Raw genomic sequence first — 18668 nt, 5'->3', positions numbered from 1 at the left:
CAAACTCTCATTAAAAGTTTGAGTTCTTAACTCACTGTTTTGTCATCGCTGACTTATTGTTTTTCTTGACAGGTTATTTTCATAACCCGCACTTGCTTCGTCTTGTTCAGTTTTCAATGGACTTCTCCTAAGAGACAACTTCTATATTCTAGCAAATCTTTAATAACTTGTCAACTACTTTTTTCAAGTTTTTTCAACAACTTCAATTCACTTTTGCCTCTCTCGAGACAACTCATATATCTTACCAAATCTTCCCTTACTCTGTCAACACCTTTTTCAAACTTTTTTCTTTTTTTCTAAAAAAGTTTGGCTTATTTTATGAATTCAAGTAGTAACTGTCGGGCTATCCTATCTGTAATACTAAGACAACACCTATCCTCATATGTTCTTATACAAACGCAACGTTGATGTATTTTCAAAGAAATCTTTTACAGCATATCAGTCTTCTTGTTAATTTTACGCTTTGATTTGTTGCTGTTCCCTTTCTCTTTCTAAAAATATGATTAACGAAAATAGGGACTGGGAAAAGTATTCCAGTCCTCCATTTTCTATTCCCGATAATTTGACGCAATAGTTACTTATCGTTGAATTCCAGTATTTTTAACTTCGAACTGACTAGGATCAAAGAAATCACACTCGTCATTAGCTGCTTTTAAGCTTTCTATCTTAGTAATTAATTGTAACAACTCAGCACAATTTGGCATTGAACTTACTTTTGTTCTTAATTCACTTAAATTATTTTCATTAATTGTTTCAATGGAAATTTCAGCATTTTTCAATTCTTTAGGATAACGTTGTAGTACTTGTTTTAATTTAAATAGTGATTTTTCTAAGGTCATAATCTCACCTCTTATCGTTTCACTTTTCGTAATGTTGTTAATCCAAGGGTAGCCATGAGGCTGACACCAGCTAAAGCTAGAAGAGAATCTTTTTCTCCTGTCTCTGGTAAACTAGCTTTTTTAGCAACTCGTGAATAAGTGACTTGTTGTACATTTGATGTATTAGCAGTTGTGTCACTGTCTTCTACAACCGTTGCTACAGAACCTTTAGTTTCTGCTTTCTCAACAACAGGTGTTGTTTTAGGAACTTCTACAACAGGTTTTTCTTCTGCTACAGGAGTTTCTTTAGGAACCTCTACAACAGGTTTTTCTTCTGCTACAGGGGTTTCTTTAGGAACTTCTACAACGGTTTTTTCTGGTGTTACAGGGGCTTCTTTTGGAACCTCTACAACAGGTTTTTCTTCTGCTACAGGAGCTTCTTTAGGCATTTCTACAACAGGTTTTTCTTCTGCTACAGGAGCTTCTTTTGGAACCTCTACAACAGGTTTTTCTTCTGCTACAGGGGCTTCTTTAGGCACTTCTACAACAGTTTTTTCAGGTACTACAATAGTCGGTGTTTCACCTTTTTCAACAGCTTCTTTGATTTTTAGAGCGTTTAGTTCACGTTCGGCATCATGTTTGGTAACTTTAGCTGATGCCAATTTTCCAATTAATGCTGTCAATGTTGCTTTTGCGTCTTCAAGTTCTTTGAGAGACGCATTGTAATCACTAAGTGCTTTGTTTGCAAGAATTTGTTTAACGTCACGTTTTGTTTGTGCGTTTTCCAATGCTACTTTAGCGTTATTGAGTTTTGTTTTTGCCGCTTGAAGATTTTCTTTAGCAGTTGCAACTTCTTGTTCAAGTGTAGATGTGTCAGTTTTTGATGTTGTTTCGTAACTGATAATTGATTGATACAATGGTAAATTGACAAATTTACGTCCTGTTTCTTTATCTTTGATTGCTACAAATGAATTGTCTTGGACAACAGGCGTAAATGGATTTTTACCTAGTGTCGTTGCTCTTGACGTGATTGCTATACCATGTAACACTACGTATTTTAATCCGTCAATAACGTTATTGTGTTCGTCATATACGGGCTTTTCACTATCTTTTTCAATAGCAAATCCTAGTCCTACGTATTTGGCGTCATTTAATACATTGATTGCATGTCCAAAGTTTCTCCAACCATTATCGAACATCCACATTTGTGTTGCCATATAAGCTAATTGTTCATTAGAGGTAACTTGTATACCGCCACCTTTATAATTTGGAGAATATCCTAAGACAACTCCAATTTCCAGTGCATTTTCACTTCCAAATCGGTAAATGTCACTTTCATGATTTCCTTGTAGAATATCACGTTTTACCATTTCAGGATTTTGTTTAGAGGTATAAATTGTATCATGACCCATACGTTGACGTTCTGCATTTTCTTCTGCTCGAAGTTGTGCATATGCTTGTACAGAATGACCTACTTCTTTTGTAACATCTGTCAAACCATTTAATTGTCTCACTTCATTTGTGAATTGTGCATAGTATTTAGATGTCTCTTGAGCATCAGGTGTGAAGGTTACTACGCCTTTGTTTTCTAGCTCTTTAACTTGTTCATCTGATAATGTTGTTGTGATAACCGTTTTACCTTCAGCTGGTTGCATGTCGTTTTTAGAATATGGGGATACTTCATCTGCACCACTGATTGTACGATTTTCTCCATCTTTAACTGATTGTTCAATCTCTTCTTCAGTCAAATAACCTGATGTTGATTCATTGTCTTGTACTGTAATATTGTGTGTTTCTGTCACTGTACCTGATGGAGCTGTTGTTAGTTTTTCTTCTGCTGATTTGAGTGCTTCTTCTGCATTTGCAACTTCTGTCTCCGCAGTTTTGGCAGTTTCTTTTTCAACAGTTGGTTCAACAACTTCTTGATTTGCTGTTTCAACTGCTTGTTCTAATTCTTCAATTGTTTTTACTTCAGTTGTTGCTACTGTTTCTTCTGTTGTAACAGGTGTTACCTGTTCTTCAGCTTTTACTGATACAGATGATGCTGCTAGTAATGCTACTCCTGCAAGTGATGTGTAAGTCATTTTTTTATTCATAGGTTTATTACCTTTCTTTTGACACAAATTGTTTAACAAAGAAGAGGTGATTAAAATGCACTAATCTATGACAATACTCTCTGAAAACTATATTTATAAATGAAAGGTATTTTATGATGAAAAAAATTTTTACAAAACGTGGCGGTTACTCTAATGCAAATGATGGTATCTACATCAATCCTCAAAAAGATATTATCTGTTTAAGTACAGAATTAGAAAATATTCCAAAATTTGTGGACGGAAAACGAACAGATGAGATTGCTGGGTATAGGGGTGAGCACCTTTCTCTAAGGGGATATTTTTACCTTTAATTCCGATGGGTACATGGCAATCGCGAGATGCTTCGTGAGATATTTTCTAATGAATTGTTTGGTCGCTTTTCATTATATGTCTTATTGGACTTTTTAGGTGCTCAAAAAGGCCTATAATCTCCATAGTGGAATTTACCCACTACAGAAATTATAGAGCCGGATTCATCTACTATAGAAATTTTAAAGCTCAAAAACGCCTGCTTACGAAGTGTTTCTAAGACTAGAGACATTTCGTAAACAAGCGTTGACTTGTTATTTTTTCATCATATGATGAGTGTTCCCGCTAGGAAAAAATCCTAGCGGTAGACCAGAGCTAGACTAAGAAGATAATCTTCCATCATCATAACACTCAACAAAATTGATGATTTTATACTAATTCGATGATAGCCATTGGGGCTGCATCACCACGGCGTGGTTCAGTTTTAAGGATACGAGTGTATCCACCATTACGTTCAGCATAACGAGGTGCAATTTCTGAGAAAAGTTTTTGAAGAGCAGTTGTTGATGTGTATTTATCAGTTGCTTCATCATAGTTTTCTGATGCAATTTCGTTACGAACAAATGCAGCTGCTTGACGACGTGCGTGCAAATCACCACGTTTACCAAGAGTAATCATTTTTTCAACGGTTTTACGAATTTCTTTCGCACGAGCTTCAGTAGTCACGATTGATTCATTGATCAAAAGGTCTGTTGTCAAATCGCGCAACATTGCTTTACGTTGTGAGCTAGTGCGTCCAAGTTTACGGTAAGCCATGTGTTCCTCCTCTATTATTTATCGTTTTTTAGTCCAAGACCTAAATCTTGTAATTTCACCTTGACTTCTTCAAGACTCTTACGTCCTAGGTTACGGACTTTCATCATTTCAGGCTCAGTTTTTTCTGTCAAATCAAGTACAGTATTAATTCCTGCACGTTTCAAACAGTTGTATGAGCGTACTGACAAATCAAGTTCTTCAATTGTACGGTCAAGCACTTTGTCATCTGACACTTTTTCTGTTTCTTTCATCACATCAGTAGCTTTTGCTACTTCAGTTAAGTCAGTAAAGAGATTCAAGTGTTCAATTAAGACGCGAGCTGAAAGACCTAAGGCATCTTCAGGAATGATTGTGCCGTTTGTCATGATTTCAACGGTTAATTTATCAAATCCATCGTTGCTACCAACACGAGCTGGTTCAACTTGGTAATTAACCTTTTTAACTGGTGTATAGATAGAATCTACTGCCAGTGTTCCAACCGGTAAATCTTCACGTTTATTTTGCTCAGCTGGTACATAACCACGTTTTTTAGCAACTGTCATAGTCGCTTTCATAGTTGCACCTTCAGCAATTGTGAAAAGATAATGGTCAGGGTTCACAATTTCAACATCACTATCTGTTAAGATATCACCTGCTGTAACTTCAGCTGGTCCTACCACATCAAGTTCAATTGTTTTTTCGTCTTCGACGTGTGATTTTACAGCAAGTCCCTTAATGTTAAGGATAATCTGCATAACATCTTCGCGAACACCTTTAATTGTGTCAAATTCGTGGAGTACACCATCAATTTTGATAGATGTTACCGCTGCACCTGGAAGAGATGACAGGAGTACACGACGCAAAGAGTTACCAAGAGTAGTTCCGTAACCACGTTCTAATGGTTCGATCACAAACTTGCCATAATCTTTTGTTTCATCAATTTTTGTTATTATTGGTTTTTCAAACTCAATCATTTAGTTACTCCCTCGAAACGAATCTTGTGTAGTATTAGTTATTATGATTACACACGACGACGTTTTGGAGGACGAGCACCATTGTGTGGCACAGGAGTCACATCGCGGATTGCAGTTACTTCAAGACCAGCAGCAGCAAGTGCACGAATAGCAGACTCACGACCTGAACCTGGACCTTTTACAGTAACTTCAACTGTTTTAAGACCGTGTTCTTGTGCAGATTTAGCAGCAGCTTCAGCAGCCATTTGAGCAGCGAATGGTGTAGATTTACGAGAACCTTTAAATCCAAGAGCACCAGCTGATGACCAAGCAAGAGCATTACCATGCACATCTGTAATCATAACAATAGTGTTATTAAATGTAGCGTGAATGTGAGCAACACCAGATTCGATGTTCTTTTTCACACGACGTTTACGTGTTGGTTTAGCCAAGATTTTTACCTCCTATTTTATTTTACTTATTTTTTCTTACCAGCAATCGCAACAGCTTTACCTTTACGAGTGCGAGCGTTGTTTTTAGTGTTTTGTCCACGAACTGGCAAACCACGACGGTGACGGATACCACGGTATGAACCGATTTCCATCAAACGTTTGATGTTAAGGTTTACTTCACGACGAAGGTCACCTTCAACTTTGATTGAATCCACTTCACGACGGATAGCGTCCTCTTGATCAGATGTCAAATCTTTAACGCGGATATCTTCTGAAATTCCAGCAGCTGCCAAGATTTTCTTAGATGTCGCAAGACCGATACCATAGACATAAGTCAATGAGATTACTACGCGTTTGTCATTTGGAATATCAACTCCAGCAATACGAGCCATGTTTTCTCCTTTCTATCTTATCCTTGACGTTGTTTGTGTTTTGGATTTGTTGGACAAATAACCATAACACGGCCGTTACGACGAATAACTTTACAGTATTCGCAAATTGGTTTAACCGATGGTCTTACCTTCATGTTCTAATCCCTCCAATTATTTCGAATTATTTAAAGCGGTATGTGATACGTCCACGTGTTAAATCGTATGGACTAAGTTCAACTGTCACACGGTCACCGACTAAAATACGAATGTAATTTTTACGGATTTTTCCTGATACAGTCGCAAGAACTTGGTGTCCGTTCTCGAGTTCAACCGTAAACATTGCATTAGGCATTGTTTCAACAACCTTGCCTTCAATTTCAATCACGTCTTCTTTTGCCACGCAAAAGCACCCCCTAAATTTCGATTTGATGTCCTCTGAGCACAGAGGTAACAATTATAAGTCAGACTAAGCTATTATATCATGAGTTTAGTCAATATGCAAGTGAGATTATCTATTATTTTAAAGATGAAATCACTTTCTCTACATCAGCAAAAACAGAATCAATTTCTTGATTGCCTTGGATATCATGAACAAGGTTTTTCTCACGGTAATGAGCAAGGATTGGTTCTCCTTGAGCAATGTTAACATCCAAGCGGCGTTTTACTGTTTCAGGCTTATCATCTTCACGTTGATAGTAATCATCTTCGTTGTAATCACCAGCTGGTGGGTTAAAGACTTTATGGAAAGTTTCACCCGTGACTTTATGGATGATGCGTCCACTAAGACGTTCCAAAAGGCTATCTGGATTAACTTCAATATTGATGACCCCATCAAGTGTGATGTTGAGTTCTGCTAATGTTTGGTCCAAAGCGTACGCTTGTTCAATAGTACGTGGATAACCATCAAGCAAGAAGCCTTTTTCTGCAATATCAGTTTGTGCAAGACGTTCTTTGACAATACCGTTAGTTACTTCGTCTGGAACTAACTCGCCTTTGTCAATATATGACTTAGCAAGTTTCCCCATTTCAGTTTGGTTCGCCATTGCTGCACGGAACATATCTCCTGTAGAAATGTGCGCCACACCAAAACGCTCAACGATTTTAGCAGCCTGAGTACCTTTACCAGCACCCGGTAAGCCCATAATCAAAAGATTCATGAGTTTCTCCTTTTTGTGATTTAGAGTTTCTTAAAGGTTTGTCCTTGCTTACACAAAAAGCAAATGCGTAAGTGACTTAGGTCAATAAGGAATGCTTTTTGTGTTAACTTTGGACAACTTTATTTTGTTTTCACATAAATTTGCCAATAGTGACAAACTTATCTAAAAACAAAATAGAAGAATAGGGAAATCCCTATCCTCAATTTTGTTTGCAATGTGCTTAATCTTCAACGTTCATAAAGCCAGCATACTTTCTCTTCAGTAAGTAACCTTCTAGCTGTTTCATTCCTTCAATTGCTGTTGAAATTAAGATAAGAAGACTTGTTCCTCCTAGAGCCACACCAGCCGATAGCCCATACAATTGTTGCGCTAAGATTGGACTTAGAGCGACAAAGGCTAAGAAGATAGCTCCTAAAGTTGCCAATTTTTTAAGCAAACTAGTGAGGTATTGCTCGGTCTCTCGACCTGGACGAACTTTTGGAATATAAGAAGCATTCTTTTGTAAATTCTCAGCTGTTTTTTCAGGATTAACCTGAACAAACGTATAGAAGAATGAGAACACGACAATCAAGATTGCATAAACTACCATACCAACTGGTGTTCGATAGTCAAATGCTGATTGTACTGATGATAACCATGATAAATTCCAACCCTGACTTTGAACAAATGGAATTATAGTACTTGGAAGTGCTGTAATCGAACTTGCAAAGATAACTGGAATAACTCCAGCAGGGTTAATTTTCAATGGTAAGTATGAGCTTGTTGAGGCTCCTTTTGTCAACTTAGTGTACTGAATAGGAATTTTGTACTCTGCTTGCTGAACAAAAGTTGTGAAGAAGATAATAATGAGTGCTGCAACAATCAAGCCTGCAATGAAAAGGTATGAACTTTGCAAATCGCTTGAACGAACATTAACAAAGTAATCATCATAGATACTTGAAATCGTATTTGGTAAAGCAGAAACGATACCTGAAAAGATAATCATTGAGACGCCATTCCCAAATCCTTTATCTGTAATCTGTTCACCGAGCCAAGTTACCACAACACTACCTGTTGTCAAAATCGCGCCAATCAAGATATAGGTCTGTGGATTTGGTGTTGGAACAAGTGCTACGCTTGACAAAGCATTAAATCCATAAGTAATACCAATTGATTGGAAAAAGGCTAAGAAAAGTGAAATATAGCGTGTCGCTTGATTCAACTTGCGACGGCCAACCTCACCTTGTTTTCCCCATTCTACAAACTTTGGTAAAATATCCATCTGTAGTAATTGAACAACGATTGATGCAGTAATGTATGGACTAACCCCCAATGAGAATACTGAGAAATTATTCATAGCATTCCCTGAGACTAGATTTAACATATTCAAGAACGGCAGATCACCTAATTGCTCAAGACTCTTTACATTTACACCAGGAACTGTGATATGCGTTCCTAAGCGAAAAACGAAGATGATAAAAATCGTAAATAGAATTTTTCGTCTAACGTGTTTCACTTTTAGCGCATCTTTTAATAATTTAAAGAACATCCGAGTACCTCGCTTAGATGACTTCGACTGAACCACCTTTTGCAGTAATCGCCGCTTCAGCAGATTTTGAGAATTTAGCTGCTTTAACAGTCAATTTCTTAGTCAATTCACCGTTACCAAGGATTTTTACGCCTGATTTTTCAGCACGAACGATACCAGCTTCTTTAAGAACAACTGGTGTTACTTCTGTACCATCTTCAAAGACGTTTAATTGATCAAGGTTAACAAGAGCGTATTCTTTAGCGTTGATGTTTGTAAATCCACGTTTTGGAAGACGACGGAACAATGGTGTTTGTCCACCTTCAAATCCAAGACGTACACCGCCGCCTGAACGAGCTTTTTGACCTTTTTGACCACGGCCTGAAGTTTTACCGTTACCAGATGATGTACCACGACCAACACGGTTGCGAACTTTACGTGAACCTTCTGCAGGTTTTAATTCATGAAGTTTCATTTATTTTTTCTCCTTTTTTTATGGGCATAATGCTAGCGCTCCACCAGAGTGAAAAAGGACGCTCCGGTGAAACTCGCCTATGCATATATTCAAGTTAAAGTCGCAGAAAAATTCTACGACTTCAAAAGTTTTTAAGCTTCCTCAACAGTTACCAAGTGAGAAATAGCGTTAACCATTCCACGGATAGCTGCGTTGTCTTCTTTAACAACTGAAGAATTCAATTTACCAAGTCCAAGGGCAACAACAGTTTTACGTTGTTCTGGTTTGCGTCCGATTGGAGACTTAGTCAAAGTAATTTTAATTTGAGCCATGTTAATCTCCTTTCTTATGCCAAGTCAGAAACTGAGATGCCACGAAGTGCAGCAACTTCTTCAGCACGTTTCAATTGTTTCAAACCTTCAACAGTTGCACGAACGATGTTGATTGGTGTGTTTGAACCAAGTGATTTAGACGTGATATCAGAGATACCAGCTAATTCCACAACGGCACGAACTGCACCACCAGCGGCAACTCCAGCACCCTCTACAGCTGGTTTCAACAATACTTTAGCTCCACCAAATTCTGAACGAACTTCGTGAGGAATTGTTGTACCAACCATTGGTACTTCGATAAGGTTTTTCTTAGCGGCCTCAACAGCTTTACGGATTGCTTCTGGAACTTCTTGAGCTTTACCAGTACCAAATCCAACACGGCCGTTACGGTCACCAACAACTACAAGAGCAGCGAAACGAAGACGACGTCCACCTTTTACAGTTTTCGATACGCGGTTGATACCAACCAAGCGCTCTTCAAGTTCTACTGCATTATCTTTAAATGCCATTATTAAGTGTCCTCCCTATTAGAATTTCAATCCGTTTTCACGAGCTGAGTCAGCCAAAGCTTTCACACGTCCGTGATAGAGATAGCCACCGCGGTCGAACACGACTTCAGTGATGCCTTTAGCAGCAGCACGTTCAGCAACGAGTTTACCGACAACAACGGCTTGTTCAGTTTTAGTTCCCTTAGAAACTTCTTTATCAAGAGTTGATGCACTTGCGAGCGTTACACCCGCTACGTCATCAATAACTTGAGCGTAGATGCCTGTATTAGAACGGAAAATGTTCAAACGTGGGCGTTCTGCAGTTCCAGAGAGTTTTCCGCGAACGCGACGGTGGCGTTTTTGGCGGAGTTTGTTTTTATCTGGTTTCGAAATCACAATTTTCACCTCTTAAAATTTTCTTTGTCTACTAAGACGCTAGCAAAATTCTAGAGTATGACTGCCAACAAAAGTTTACCTCTTGCCAGCTTTGCCATAATCTATTATTTACCAGTTTTACCTTCTTTACGGCGTACAAATTCACCAACGTAGCGGATACCTTTACCTTTATATGGTTCTGGTGAACGAAGGCTACGGATGTAAGCAGCTGTTTGACCAACAACTTCTTTGTTGATTCCTTCAACAGTGATTGAAGTTGGGTTTGCTACTGTGAAAGTAATTCCTGCTGGAGCTTCCACTTCATCTTGGTGAGATTTACCAACTGAAAGTACAAGTTTTGTTCCTTGAAGTTGAGCACGGTAACCAACCCCGCGCATTTCAAGTTCTTTTTTGAACCCTTCAGAAACACCAACAACCATGTTGTTCAAGTTTGCACGTGAAGTACCGTGGATTGTTTTCATTTCTTTTGAGTCGTTTGGACGGTGAAGAGTTACTTCTGTACCTTCAACACGAATTTCAATGTTAGTGTTGAATTCACGAGTCAATTCACCTTTAGGTCCTTTTACTGTTACCAAACCGTTGTCGTTTTTAATTTCAACACCAGCTGGCAAGTTGATAACTTTATTACCAATACGTGACATGTTTTTATTTTCTCCTGTTAAATTATCAAGCCGACGAGCGACTAGTTTTCACGGGGCGATGATAAATAAATACCGTTCAAAGCATAAAAGCTAATTTGAACACGCCCTAAGAACCGTGCAAATTAGACAACTCTTTTTGTTTGCAAGCAAACTTCAAAGAGTTCCTAAATTTGCTTTGTCCTTGACGGGCTTTGTATCATTATTTTACCAAACGTAAGCCAACACTTCTCCACCAACGTTCTTTTGACGTGCTTCTTTGTCTGTCAAAAGACCTTCTGATGTTGAAATGATTGCAACTCCAAGTCCATTAAGAACTTTTGGAAGATCTTCACGTTTAGTGTAAACACGAAGACCTGGTTTTGAAACACGTTTCAAGTTAGTGATAACACGCTCACCGTTTTGTCCATATTTCAAGAATACGCGGATAATTCCTTGTTTATCATCTTCGATGATTTCGATGTTTTTTACGAAACCTTCGCGTTTAAGGATTTCAGCGATACCTTTTTTAATTTTTGATGCAGGTACTTCAAGAACTTCGTGACGTGCTTGGTTAGCGTTACGAATACGTGTTAGAAAGTCTGCGATTGGGTCAGTCATAACCATTTTATATTTCTCCTCTTACTAGTAGTTTGCAAGATGCACTTGCTAGTTAATGTGTGCCCGAAGGCGAGATGTGCGCATGAATACATCCGCACTATCATATTTGAACTCAGGCTACAGCCTGTGTGAAAAAGACAAATCTGCCTAGAACGCAAGCGTTCGTCGTTAGATTTCCTATTTTCACTTAGACTGTCACGCCCTTAGTATCATACAATTTGAGCACGGACTAAAATCCTACGGATTTTTTAACGTCCTTTGCATCATAAATTACCAAGATGCTTTTGTAACACCTGGAATTTGACCTTTGTATGCTAATTCACGGAAGCAAACACGGCAAAGTTTGAATTTGCGGTAAACTGAGTGTGGACGTCCACATTTTTCGCAACGTGTGTAAGCTTGCGTAGAGAACTTCGCTGGACGTTTGTTCTTAGCAATCATAGATTTTTTAGCCATTAGATTTACCTCCTATATTATTTTGCAAAAGGCATTCCAAGGCCTTTAAGAAGTGCGCGTCCTTCTTCGTCAGTGTTAGCAGTTGTAACGATAACGATATCAAGACCACGTACTTTATCAACATCATCAAAGTTGATTTCTGGGAAAATCAATTGCTCTTTCACACCTAGTGTGTAGTTTCCGCGTCCGTCAAATGATTTTGTTGGAACACCGTGGAAGTCACGTACACGTGGAAGTGAAACAGTAACTAATTTATCCAAGAATTCGTACATACGCTCACCACGAAGGGTAACTTTTGCACCGATCGCAACACCCTCACGAAGACGGAAGCCGGCGATTGATTTCTTAGCTTTAGTGATAAGTGGTTTTTGACCTGAGATAAGTGCCAATTCAGCAGCAGCTTTTTCCAAAGTCTTAGCGTTTGATACAGCTTCACCAACACCCATGTTAAGAACGATTTTCTCAACTTTTGGCACAGCCATAACTGATGTGTAGTTGAATTGTTCTGTCAACGCAGGAACAACTTCTTTAAGATATTTTTCTTTTAAGCGATTTGCCATTATACTTCTCCTTTCCTTCGTGATTAATCAAGCACTTCGCCTGATTTTTTGTTGTAACGAACTTTTTTGCCGTCAACAAATTTGTAACCAACACGACCAGCTACACCATTTTTGTCAAGAACTTGTACGTTTGACACGTGGATAGCTGCTTCTTTTTCAACGATAGCACCTTGAGGGTTTTCGCTGTTTGGTTTTTGGTGTTTCTTAACGATAGCAACACCTTCTACGATAACTTTGTTAACTTTTGGAAGTGCTTTAAGAACAACAGCTTCAGTGCCTTTGTCCTTACCAGCAATAACGCGAACTTTGTCGCCTTTTTTTACAAACATTGAGAGTTTCTCCTATATATTTCTTACGCCCCTTAGGGCACCCTGCAAATACTGCAGGGGACTAATTGTTTGAGTGTTAATTAAAGAACTTCTGGTGCAAGTGATACGATCTTCATGAAACCTCCGTCACGCAATTCACGTGCAACAGGGCCGAAGATACGAGTTCCGCGAGGGTTTTTGTCTTCACGGATGATTACAGCAGCGTTGTCGTCAAATTTGATGTATGAACCGTCTGGACGGCGTGCACCAGTTTTTGTACGAACGATAACAGCTTTAACCACGTCACCTTTTTTAACTGCTCCACCAGGAGTAGCTTGTTTTACAGAAGCAACGATGATGTCACCGATGTTAGCGAATTTACGTCCTGAACCACCAAGTACTTTGATAGTAAGGATTTCACGGGCACCGCTATTATCAGCAACTTTCAAGCGAGTTTCTTGTTGAATCATTCCAATATTCTCCTTTTAGTGTGATTAGATAATAACAGCTTCTTCCACAACTTCTACAAGACGGAAACGTTTTGTAGCTGAAAGTGGACGAGTTTCCATGATACGAACGATATCGCCTTCTTTAGCAACGTTGTTTTCATCATGAGCTTTGTATTTTTTAGAATAGTTGATACGTTTACCATAGACTGGGTGGTTACGTTTTGTTTCAACTACAACAGTGATTGTTTTATCCATCTTGTCAGATACTACGCGTCCAACAAGAGTTTTACGTTGATTACGTTCCATATTTGAATTTCTCCTTTCCCAATCTATTATTTGATTTCAGATTGCACAGTTTTAACACGTGCAATTTGTTTTTTAACTTCATTCAAACGAGCTGTTTGATCAAGTTGACCTGCAGCTGCTTGGAAACGAAGTTCAAAGAGTTCTTTTTTAAGTTCGTTTTCTTTTTTCGCAAGCTCTTCTTGAGACAAGCCACGAAGCTCTTCAACAAACTTTTTGATTTCTTCAAGTTTCATGTCTTCTCCTTATTCTGCGTCGCGTTTTACGAATTTAACTTTAACTGGTAATTTGTGGCCAGCAAGACGGAATGCTTCGCGTGCGATTTCTTCTGAAACGCCTGCAACTTCAAACATTACTTTGCCACGTTTAACTGGTGCTACCCAACCTTCAGGCGCCCCTTTACCAGAACCCATACGTACCCCGATAGCTTTAGCGGTGTATGATTTGTGTGGGAAGATTTTAATCCAAACTTTACCACCACGTTTCATGTAACGCGTCATAGCGATACGGGCAGCTTCGATTTGGCGGTTAGTGATCCATGAGCTTGTAGTAGCTTGAAGACCAAATTCACCGAAGTCAACTTGTTTTCCACCTTTAGCTTCACCGCGCATTTTTCCACGGAATTCACGACGGTGTTTTACACGTTTAGGTACTAACATCTGTTATTTACCTCCTTTAGTGTTTTTACGAGCTGGAAGAACTTCACCACGATAGATCCATACTTTAACACCAAGTTTACCGTATGTAGTGTCTGCTTCTTCCCAAGCGTAGTCGATATCTGCACGAAGTGTGTGAAGTGGAACAGTTCCTTCTGAGTAACCTTCAGCACGAGCGATATCAGCACCGTTCAAACGACCAGATACTTGAGTTTTGATTCCTTTAGCACCTGCACGCATTGTACGTTGGATAGCTTGTTTTTGAGCACGACGGAAAGCTACACGAGCTTCCAATTGTTTCGCAATTGACTCACCAACAAGGTGTGCATCAAGATCTGGTTGTTTGATTTCAACGATGTTGATGTGTACTTGTTTACCAGTCAATTTGTTGAGTTGTGCACGAAGTGTGTCAACGTTTGATCCACCTTTACCGATAACCATACCTGGTTTAGCAGTGTGAAGTGACACGATAACTTTGTTTACTGCACGTTCGATTTCGATTGTAGAAACAGAAGCGTCAGCCAACTCTTTGTTAATAAATTTGCGGATTGCAAGATCTTCATGAAGGTAATCCGCGTATTCTTTTTCAGCATACCATTTCGCATCCCAGTCACGGATGATTCCGACACGCATACCAATTGGATGTACTTTTTGACCCACGATTTTACCTCCTTATTTTTCTGACACAACTACTGTGATGTGAGTTGTGCGTTTGTTGATTGGTGAAGCTGAACCTTTCGCACGTGGACGGAAACGTTTCATTGTTGGTCCTTCGTTTGCGAATGTTTCAGATACTACCAAGTTAGCTTTTTCCAAACCAAAGTTGTTTTCCGCGTTAGCGATTGCTGAGTTAAGAACTTTCTCAACTTCAGTAGCAGCTTTGTTTGGCATGAATTTCAAGATTGCGATTGCGTCAGCAACTTTCTTACCACGGATAAGATCAAGAACAAGACGTGTTTTACGAGGTGAAACACGCACTGTACGAGCCATTGCTTTAGCTGAAGTAATTTCTGCCATTATGTGTTCCTCCTAATTATTTACGACGTGTTTTCTTGTCGTCTGCAGCGTGACCTTTGTAAGTACGAGTTGGTGCAAATTCACCAAGTTTGTGACCTACCATGTCCTCTTGAATGTATACAGGCACGTGTTTACGTCCATCGTAAACTGCGATTGTATAACCGATGAAACTTGGGAAAATCGTTGAGCGACGTGACCAAGTTTTAATTACTTTTTTCTTTTCGTCGTTTGCTTGAGCTTCAACTTTTTTCATCAAATGCTCATCGACGAAAGGTCCTTTTTTAAGACTACGTCCCATTAGTAGTTTTTCTCCTTTAAAATGTTGTACCACAACGGCTTGCCAGCAAGCGCTGGCTACCGAGCTGGCGGATGAATCAACTTGCTAGTTGATTATTTTTGGTTGCGACGACGAACGATAAGTTTGTCTGATTTCGCTTTCTTGTTACGAGTTTTAAGACCAAGCGCAGGTTTACCCCATGGAGTAGATGGCGCTTTACGTCCAACTGGTGCTTTACCTTCACCACCACCGTGTGGGTGATCGTTAGGGTTCATTACAGAACCACGAACTGTTGGGCGGATACCTTTCCAACGGCTACGTCCTGCTTTACCAATGTTAACAAGTGATTGTTGTTCGTTACCAACTGTACCAACAGTTGCACGGCAAGTACCAAGAATCATACGAACTTCGCCTGATTGAAGACGAACAAGAACGTATTTACCTTCTTGACCAAGTACTTGTGCAGACGCACCTGCCGCACGAACAAGTTCACCACCACGTCCTGGCTTCAATTCAATGTTGTGCACAACTGTACCAACTGGAATGTTAGCAAGTGGAAGTGCGTTACCAACTTTGATATCAGCTTCTGGACCTGAAACGATGCGTTGACCTACTTCAAGACCTTTTGGAGCGATGATGTATGCTTTAACACCGTCAGTGTAGTGTACAAGAGCGATGTTAGCTGTACGGTTTGGATCGTACTCGATAGTTTTAACAACTGCTTCAACGCCATCTTTGTTACGTTTGAAGTCAATCAAACGGTAGTGACGTTTGTGACCGCCACCATGGTGACGAACAGTGATGCGACCGTTGTTGTTACGACCAGCTTTTTTCTTCAAAGAAACAAGCAATGATTTCTCAGGTGTGCTTGTTGTGATTTCAGCGAAATCCAAAGAAGTCATGTTACGACGGCCATTTGTCGTTGGTTTATAAACTTTAATACCCACGTTATTTCTCCTTTGTCTTATTCAGCTTCAGTTGCAAACAACTCGATTGCTTTAGAATCAGCTGTAAGTGTAATGATAGCTTTTTTAGTTTTTGAAGTGAAACCTACGTAACGACCAACACGTTTTTGTTTTGGTTTTGATGTTACAGTGTTCACACTTGCAACTTTAACACCTTCAAACGCAGCTTCAACAGCTTGTTTGATAAGGAGTTTGTGCGCACGTGTGTCAACTTCAAAAGTATATTTGCCTGCTTCAAGAGCAATCATTGATTTTTCTGTGATAACAGGTTTTTTGATTACGTCGTACAAATTCATTATGCAAGAACCTCCTCGATTGTAGAGATTGCTTCTTTAGTTACAAGAAGTTTGTCTGCGTTTACGATATCAAGAACACTTGCAGTTGTTGCAGTTGCAACAGTTACGTTTGGAAGGTTACGTGCAGAAAGTGCTGCAAATTCGTTTCCTTCTTCAACAAGAACAAGTACTTTTGTATCGATGCTAAGAGCTGAAAGAACTTTTGCAAATTCAGCAGTTTTTGGTGCTGCAAATGAAAGAGCGTCAACAGCTACAAATTTATCTTCAGCAACTTTTGCTGAGTAAACTGATTTCAAAGCAAGGCGACGAACTTTTTGTGGAAGTTTGTAGCCGTATGAACGTGGAGTTGGTCCGAAGACAACACCACCACCACGCCATTGTGGTGAGCGGATAGAACCTTGACGAGCACGTCCAGTTCCTTTTTGGCGCCATGGTTTGCGACCACCACCTGATACTGCTGAACGGTTTTTAACCGCGTGAGTACCTTGGCGAAGGCTAGCACGTTGGCTGATGACTACATCAAAGACAACTGATTCGTTTGGTTCGATACCGAAGATAGCGTCGTTTAATTCAACTGAGCTAACTTCTTTACCAGTTTGGTCAAATAGTTTTACGTTTGCCATGTTAACTGATTTCCCCTTTCCTTATTATTTAGCAGCTTTAACTGCTGATTTGATAGTGATAAGAGATTTCTTAGCACCTGGTACGTTACCTTTGATAAGGATAACGTTTTTCTCTGGGATAACTTGAACAATTTCAAGGTTTTGAACTGTTACACGGTTGCCACCCATACGTCCTGCAAGGTTTTTACCTTTGAATACACGGTTAGGTGCTACAGGTCCCATTGAACCTGGACGACGGTGGTAACGTGAACCGTGAGCCATAGGACCACGTGATTGACCATGGCGTTTGATAACACCTTGGAAACCTTTACCTTTTGAAGTTCCAGTTACGTCAACAACATCACCAGCTTCAAATTGTTCAACAGTAAGTTCTGCTCCCACTTCTAAGCCTTCAATGTTTTTGAATTCACGGATGAAGCGCTTAGGAGCAGTGTTCGCTTTTGCGACATGGCCTTTGGCAGGTTTGTTACTCAATACTTCGCGTTTGTCGTCGAAACCAACTTGAGTTGCAGTGTAACCATCTGTTTCAACAGTTTTCACTTGAAGAACAACGTTTGGAGTTGCTTCGATGACAGTAACAGGGATAAATTCACCAGTTTCAGTGAAGATTTGAGTCATTCCCACTTTTTTCCCTAAGATTCCTTTTGTCATGAGAAAATATTTCCTTTTCTTAATTTTGTTTTCAAAAAGTTTTTAATGAGCGTTTTTTATGCTCAAAAAAGTTTTTTACGAGCGTTTTTTGTGCTCCGAAATCAATTAAAGTTTGATTTCTACGTTAACACCACTTGGCAAATCAAGTTTCATCAAAGCGTCAACTGTTTTTTGAGTTGGGTTGATGATGTCGATAAGACGTTTGTGTGTACGCATTTCAAATTGTTCACGAGAATCTTTATACTTGTGTGTCGCACGGATGATTGTATAAAGGCTACGTTCAGTTGGAAGTGGAACAGGCCCAGCAACTGTTGCGCCTGTGCGAGTTGCAGATTCTACGATTTTTGCAGCTGCTGTGTCAAGTGTACGGTGTTCGTACGCTTTCAAGCGGATGCGGATTTTTTTGTTTGCCATCTTTTTCTCCTTTTTCGTCTATTGTAAGATAATAGGCTAGCTCTTCAAGAAAAACCGACTCGCGTTGCGTGGCAATGCAACCGTGCGTGTCGCAACCTCTTGCGTCAAAGCTATAGCTGTTTATTTACAGCACCATAATAGTTTAACAAAAATCTCCTGCTGTTGCAAGAGATTTGATGCGATTTTTTATTTTTTTGGCTTATTTTTTAACCTTGCCAAATTTCAAGTTCAAGTTAGGCAGTCTGTAAAAACTCTATAGAAGATTTATAATTGAATAGTTTCTTTGGATAGTTGTTAATCCAGTTTTCAATAAATGCGACTTGTTGTTGAGTCGCATTTTTGCTTCCCTTAGGCAACCAACGCCGGATGAGTCTATTATGATTCTCA

The 18668-nt window shown here is 39.4% G+C and carries 32 protein-coding genes and 1 pseudogene; 1 reads left to right on the top strand and 32 read right to left on the bottom strand.

The genetic code is table 11. The features are described from left to right. Positions 1-578: 578 nt before the first annotated feature. Both EAF07_RS09920 and EAF07_RS09915 read right to left on the bottom strand, forming a co-directional pair. Complete coding sequence (locus tag EAF07_RS09920; RefSeq protein WP_121836392.1) at positions 579-839, bottom strand: hypothetical protein; 261 nt, start codon at positions 837-839, stop codon at positions 579-581. Between the two features lie 11 nt (positions 840-850). After that, entirely contained in the window at positions 851-2914 is a 2064-nt protein-coding gene (locus tag EAF07_RS09915) for an LPXTG cell wall anchor domain-containing protein (RefSeq protein ID WP_121836391.1), read from the bottom strand. Positions 2915-3027: 113 nt separating this feature from the next. Between EAF07_RS09915 and EAF07_RS09910 the strand changes: the two genes are divergently transcribed. Beyond that, entirely contained in the window at positions 3028-3225 is a 198-nt protein-coding gene (locus tag EAF07_RS09910) for a hypothetical protein (protein ID WP_142925604.1), read from the top strand. Positions 3226-3592: 367 nt separating this feature from the next. Here EAF07_RS09910 and rplQ read toward each other — a convergent pair whose 3' ends face one another. The 30 genes and pseudogenes from rplQ to EAF07_RS09760 all read right to left on the bottom strand — a co-directional run. Next, positions 3593-3979 carry a 50S ribosomal protein L17 gene (gene rplQ / locus EAF07_RS09905; protein ID WP_000331493.1) on the bottom strand — a complete coding sequence of 129 codons (387 nt, stop codon included), beginning with the start codon at positions 3977-3979 and terminating at the stop codon, positions 3593-3595. Between the two features lie 14 nt (positions 3980-3993). Continuing rightward, positions 3994-4932: a DNA-directed RNA polymerase subunit alpha gene (locus tag EAF07_RS09900; RefSeq protein ID WP_121836389.1), complete on the bottom strand. Its 939-nt coding sequence runs from the start codon at positions 4930-4932 to the stop codon at positions 3994-3996. Positions 4933-4979: 47 nt separating this feature from the next. Then, positions 4980-5363, bottom strand: coding sequence for a 30S ribosomal protein S11 (rpsK, locus tag EAF07_RS09895; protein WP_001118387.1), 384 nt, complete (start codon positions 5361-5363; stop codon positions 4980-4982). Between the two features lie 26 nt (positions 5364-5389). Further along, positions 5390-5755, bottom strand: a complete 366-nt coding sequence (rpsM, locus tag EAF07_RS09890; RefSeq protein ID WP_027972207.1) for a 30S ribosomal protein S13 — start codon at positions 5753-5755, stop codon at positions 5390-5392. A gap of 17 nt (positions 5756-5772) precedes the next feature. Continuing rightward, positions 5773-5889, bottom strand: coding sequence for a 50S ribosomal protein L36 (gene rpmJ, locus EAF07_RS09885; RefSeq protein WP_000868345.1), 117 nt, complete (start codon positions 5887-5889; stop codon positions 5773-5775). Positions 5890-5915: 26 nt separating this feature from the next. Continuing rightward, positions 5916-6134 (bottom strand): translation initiation factor IF-1, encoded by a 219-nt coding sequence (infA, locus tag EAF07_RS09880; protein ID WP_027974096.1) that lies wholly within the window; start codon positions 6132-6134, stop codon positions 5916-5918. A gap of 115 nt (positions 6135-6249) precedes the next feature. Next, positions 6250-6891, bottom strand: coding sequence for an adenylate kinase (locus EAF07_RS09875; RefSeq protein WP_121836388.1), 642 nt, complete (start codon positions 6889-6891; stop codon positions 6250-6252). Between the two features lie 220 nt (positions 6892-7111). Continuing rightward, complete coding sequence (gene secY, locus EAF07_RS09870) at positions 7112-8419, bottom strand: preprotein translocase subunit SecY (RefSeq protein ID WP_121836387.1); 1308 nt, start codon at positions 8417-8419, stop codon at positions 7112-7114. A gap of 13 nt (positions 8420-8432) precedes the next feature. Beyond that, the gene (gene rplO, locus EAF07_RS09865) at positions 8433-8873 is read right to left on the bottom strand and encodes a 50S ribosomal protein L15 (RefSeq protein ID WP_121836386.1); all 441 of its coding nucleotides are present in this window, start codon (positions 8871-8873) and stop codon (positions 8433-8435) included. Positions 8874-9004: 131 nt separating this feature from the next. Next, complete coding sequence (rpmD, locus tag EAF07_RS09860) at positions 9005-9184, bottom strand: 50S ribosomal protein L30 (protein ID WP_000057245.1); 180 nt, start codon at positions 9182-9184, stop codon at positions 9005-9007. 14 nt (positions 9185-9198) lie between these two features. After that, on the bottom strand, positions 9199-9693 hold the full coding sequence (rpsE, locus tag EAF07_RS09855) for a 30S ribosomal protein S5 (protein ID WP_121836385.1): 495 nt from the start codon (positions 9691-9693) through the stop codon (positions 9199-9201). An 18-nt stretch (positions 9694-9711) separates the two neighbouring features. Next, on the bottom strand, positions 9712-10068 hold the full coding sequence (rplR, locus tag EAF07_RS09850) for a 50S ribosomal protein L18 (RefSeq protein ID WP_121836384.1): 357 nt from the start codon (positions 10066-10068) through the stop codon (positions 9712-9714). Positions 10069-10172: 104 nt separating this feature from the next. After that, entirely contained in the window at positions 10173-10709 is a 537-nt protein-coding gene (gene rplF / locus EAF07_RS09845; RefSeq protein ID WP_121836383.1) for a 50S ribosomal protein L6, read from the bottom strand. A gap of 204 nt (positions 10710-10913) precedes the next feature. Beyond that, positions 10914-11312, bottom strand: coding sequence for a 30S ribosomal protein S8 (gene rpsH / locus EAF07_RS09840; RefSeq protein WP_121836382.1), 399 nt, complete (start codon positions 11310-11312; stop codon positions 10914-10916). A gap of 264 nt (positions 11313-11576) precedes the next feature. Continuing rightward, positions 11577-11762, bottom strand: a complete 186-nt coding sequence (locus EAF07_RS09835) for a type Z 30S ribosomal protein S14 (RefSeq protein WP_001085697.1) — start codon at positions 11760-11762, stop codon at positions 11577-11579. Positions 11763-11779: 17 nt separating this feature from the next. Beyond that, positions 11780-12322: a 50S ribosomal protein L5 gene (rplE, locus tag EAF07_RS09830; RefSeq protein ID WP_121836381.1), complete on the bottom strand. Its 543-nt coding sequence runs from the start codon at positions 12320-12322 to the stop codon at positions 11780-11782. Between the two features lie 23 nt (positions 12323-12345). After that, positions 12346-12651, bottom strand: coding sequence for a 50S ribosomal protein L24 (gene rplX / locus EAF07_RS09825; protein WP_121836380.1), 306 nt, complete (start codon positions 12649-12651; stop codon positions 12346-12348). An 80-nt stretch (positions 12652-12731) separates the two neighbouring features. Beyond that, a complete protein-coding gene (gene rplN, locus EAF07_RS09820; RefSeq protein ID WP_018164522.1) occupies positions 12732-13100 on the bottom strand; it encodes a 50S ribosomal protein L14 in 369 nt (122 codons plus the stop codon). A gap of 24 nt (positions 13101-13124) precedes the next feature. Next, on the bottom strand, positions 13125-13385 hold the full coding sequence (rpsQ, locus tag EAF07_RS09815) for a 30S ribosomal protein S17 (RefSeq protein WP_002885836.1): 261 nt from the start codon (positions 13383-13385) through the stop codon (positions 13125-13127). Positions 13386-13411: 26 nt separating this feature from the next. Beyond that, complete coding sequence (gene rpmC / locus EAF07_RS09810; RefSeq protein ID WP_121836379.1) at positions 13412-13618, bottom strand: 50S ribosomal protein L29; 207 nt, start codon at positions 13616-13618, stop codon at positions 13412-13414. 9 nt (positions 13619-13627) lie between these two features. After that, positions 13628-14041, bottom strand: coding sequence for a 50S ribosomal protein L16 (gene rplP, locus EAF07_RS09805; RefSeq protein WP_121836378.1), 414 nt, complete (start codon positions 14039-14041; stop codon positions 13628-13630). A gap of 3 nt (positions 14042-14044) precedes the next feature. Beyond that, positions 14045-14698, bottom strand: coding sequence for a 30S ribosomal protein S3 (gene rpsC, locus EAF07_RS09800; protein ID WP_121836377.1), 654 nt, complete (start codon positions 14696-14698; stop codon positions 14045-14047). 12 nt (positions 14699-14710) lie between these two features. After that, a complete protein-coding gene (gene rplV, locus EAF07_RS09795) occupies positions 14711-15055 on the bottom strand; it encodes a 50S ribosomal protein L22 (protein ID WP_027974083.1) in 345 nt (114 codons plus the stop codon). 16 nt (positions 15056-15071) lie between these two features. Beyond that, positions 15072-15353 carry a 30S ribosomal protein S19 gene (rpsS, locus tag EAF07_RS09790; RefSeq protein ID WP_000533766.1) on the bottom strand — a complete coding sequence of 94 codons (282 nt, stop codon included), beginning with the start codon at positions 15351-15353 and terminating at the stop codon, positions 15072-15074. 92 nt (positions 15354-15445) lie between these two features. Next, positions 15446-16279 (bottom strand): 50S ribosomal protein L2, encoded by an 834-nt coding sequence (gene rplB, locus EAF07_RS09785; RefSeq protein ID WP_121836376.1) that lies wholly within the window; start codon positions 16277-16279, stop codon positions 15446-15448. A 17-nt stretch (positions 16280-16296) separates the two neighbouring features. Beyond that, positions 16297-16593, bottom strand: coding sequence for a 50S ribosomal protein L23 (locus EAF07_RS09780; RefSeq protein ID WP_121836375.1), 297 nt, complete (start codon positions 16591-16593; stop codon positions 16297-16299). Beyond that, positions 16593-17216: a 50S ribosomal protein L4 gene (gene rplD, locus EAF07_RS09775; protein ID WP_121836374.1), complete on the bottom strand. Its 624-nt coding sequence runs from the start codon at positions 17214-17216 to the stop codon at positions 16593-16595. The genes EAF07_RS09780 and rplD overlap by 1 nt, the downstream gene beginning before the upstream one ends. 24 nt (positions 17217-17240) lie before the next feature. Next, positions 17241-17867 (bottom strand): 50S ribosomal protein L3, encoded by a 627-nt coding sequence (rplC, locus tag EAF07_RS09770; protein WP_121836373.1) that lies wholly within the window; start codon positions 17865-17867, stop codon positions 17241-17243. A gap of 105 nt (positions 17868-17972) precedes the next feature. Next, a complete protein-coding gene (gene rpsJ, locus EAF07_RS09765) occupies positions 17973-18281 on the bottom strand; it encodes a 30S ribosomal protein S10 (protein ID WP_018368193.1) in 309 nt (102 codons plus the stop codon). A gap of 233 nt (positions 18282-18514) precedes the next feature. Further along, a pseudogene (locus EAF07_RS09760) lies at positions 18515-18668 on the bottom strand (IS30 family transposase); the annotation flags it as partial.

Source organism: Streptococcus hillyeri (genome assembly GCF_003686955.1).
GTDB lineage: Bacteria > Bacillota > Bacilli > Lactobacillales > Streptococcaceae > Streptococcus > Streptococcus hillyeri.
This window is presented reverse-complemented; position numbering and strand designations above follow the sequence as displayed.

Excerpts from the sequence above, each read along its gene's own strand:
- EAF07_RS09920 (WP_121836392.1), bottom strand. The coding sequence starts at position 839 with ATGACCTTAGAAAAATCACTATTTAAATTAAAACAAGTACTACAACGT.
- EAF07_RS09915 (WP_121836391.1), bottom strand. The coding sequence starts at position 2,914 with ATGAATAAAAAAATGACTTACACATCACTTGCAGGAGTAGCATTACTA.
- EAF07_RS09910 (WP_142925604.1), top strand. The coding sequence starts at position 3,028 with ATGATGAAAAAAATTTTTACAAAACGTGGCGGTTACTCTAATGCAAAT.
- rplQ (WP_000331493.1), bottom strand. The coding sequence starts at position 3,979 with ATGGCTTACCGTAAACTTGGACGCACTAGCTCACAACGTAAAGCAATG.
- EAF07_RS09900 (WP_121836389.1), bottom strand. The coding sequence starts at position 4,932 with ATGATTGAGTTTGAAAAACCAATAATAACAAAAATTGATGAAACAAAA.
- rpsM (WP_027972207.1), bottom strand. The coding sequence starts at position 5,755 with ATGGCTCGTATTGCTGGAGTTGATATTCCAAATGACAAACGCGTAGTA.
- rpmJ (WP_000868345.1), bottom strand. The coding sequence starts at position 5,889 with ATGAAGGTAAGACCATCGGTTAAACCAATTTGCGAATACTGTAAAGTT.
- EAF07_RS09875 (WP_121836388.1), bottom strand. The coding sequence starts at position 6,891 with ATGAATCTTTTGATTATGGGCTTACCGGGTGCTGGTAAAGGTACTCAG.
- secY (WP_121836387.1), bottom strand. The coding sequence starts at position 8,419 with ATGTTCTTTAAATTATTAAAAGATGCGCTAAAAGTGAAACACGTTAGA.
- rplO (WP_121836386.1), bottom strand. The coding sequence starts at position 8,873 with ATGAAACTTCATGAATTAAAACCTGCAGAAGGTTCACGTAAAGTTCGC.
- rpmD (WP_000057245.1), bottom strand. The coding sequence starts at position 9,184 with ATGGCTCAAATTAAAATTACTTTGACTAAGTCTCCAATCGGACGCAAA.
- rpsE (WP_121836385.1), bottom strand. The coding sequence starts at position 9,693 with ATGGCATTTAAAGATAATGCAGTAGAACTTGAAGAGCGCTTGGTTGGT.
- rplF (WP_121836383.1), bottom strand. The coding sequence starts at position 10,709 with ATGTCACGTATTGGTAATAAAGTTATCAACTTGCCAGCTGGTGTTGAA.
- rpsH (WP_121836382.1), bottom strand. The coding sequence starts at position 11,312 with ATGGTTATGACTGACCCAATCGCAGACTTTCTAACACGTATTCGTAAC.
- EAF07_RS09835 (WP_001085697.1), bottom strand. The coding sequence starts at position 11,762 with ATGGCTAAAAAATCTATGATTGCTAAGAACAAACGTCCAGCGAAGTTC.
- rplE (WP_121836381.1), bottom strand. The coding sequence starts at position 12,322 with ATGGCAAATCGCTTAAAAGAAAAATATCTTAAAGAAGTTGTTCCTGCG.
- rplX (WP_121836380.1), bottom strand. The coding sequence starts at position 12,651 with ATGTTTGTAAAAAAAGGCGACAAAGTTCGCGTTATTGCTGGTAAGGAC.
- rplN (WP_018164522.1), bottom strand. The coding sequence starts at position 13,100 with ATGATTCAACAAGAAACTCGCTTGAAAGTTGCTGATAATAGCGGTGCC.
- rpsQ (WP_002885836.1), bottom strand. The coding sequence starts at position 13,385 with ATGGAACGTAATCAACGTAAAACTCTTGTTGGACGCGTAGTATCTGAC.
- rpmC (WP_121836379.1), bottom strand. The coding sequence starts at position 13,618 with ATGAAACTTGAAGAAATCAAAAAGTTTGTTGAAGAGCTTCGTGGCTTG.
- rplP (WP_121836378.1), bottom strand. The coding sequence starts at position 14,041 with ATGTTAGTACCTAAACGTGTAAAACACCGTCGTGAATTCCGTGGAAAA.
- rplV (WP_027974083.1), bottom strand. The coding sequence starts at position 15,055 with ATGGCAGAAATTACTTCAGCTAAAGCAATGGCTCGTACAGTGCGTGTT.
- rpsS (WP_000533766.1), bottom strand. The coding sequence starts at position 15,353 with ATGGGACGTAGTCTTAAAAAAGGACCTTTCGTCGATGAGCATTTGATG.
- EAF07_RS09780 (WP_121836375.1), bottom strand. The coding sequence starts at position 16,593 with ATGAATTTGTACGACGTAATCAAAAAACCTGTTATCACAGAAAAATCA.
- rplD (WP_121836374.1), bottom strand. The coding sequence starts at position 17,216 with ATGGCAAACGTAAAACTATTTGACCAAACTGGTAAAGAAGTTAGCTCA.
- rplC (WP_121836373.1), bottom strand. The coding sequence starts at position 17,867 with ATGACAAAAGGAATCTTAGGGAAAAAAGTGGGAATGACTCAAATCTTC.
- rpsJ (WP_018368193.1), bottom strand. The coding sequence starts at position 18,281 with ATGGCAAACAAAAAAATCCGCATCCGCTTGAAAGCGTACGAACACCGT.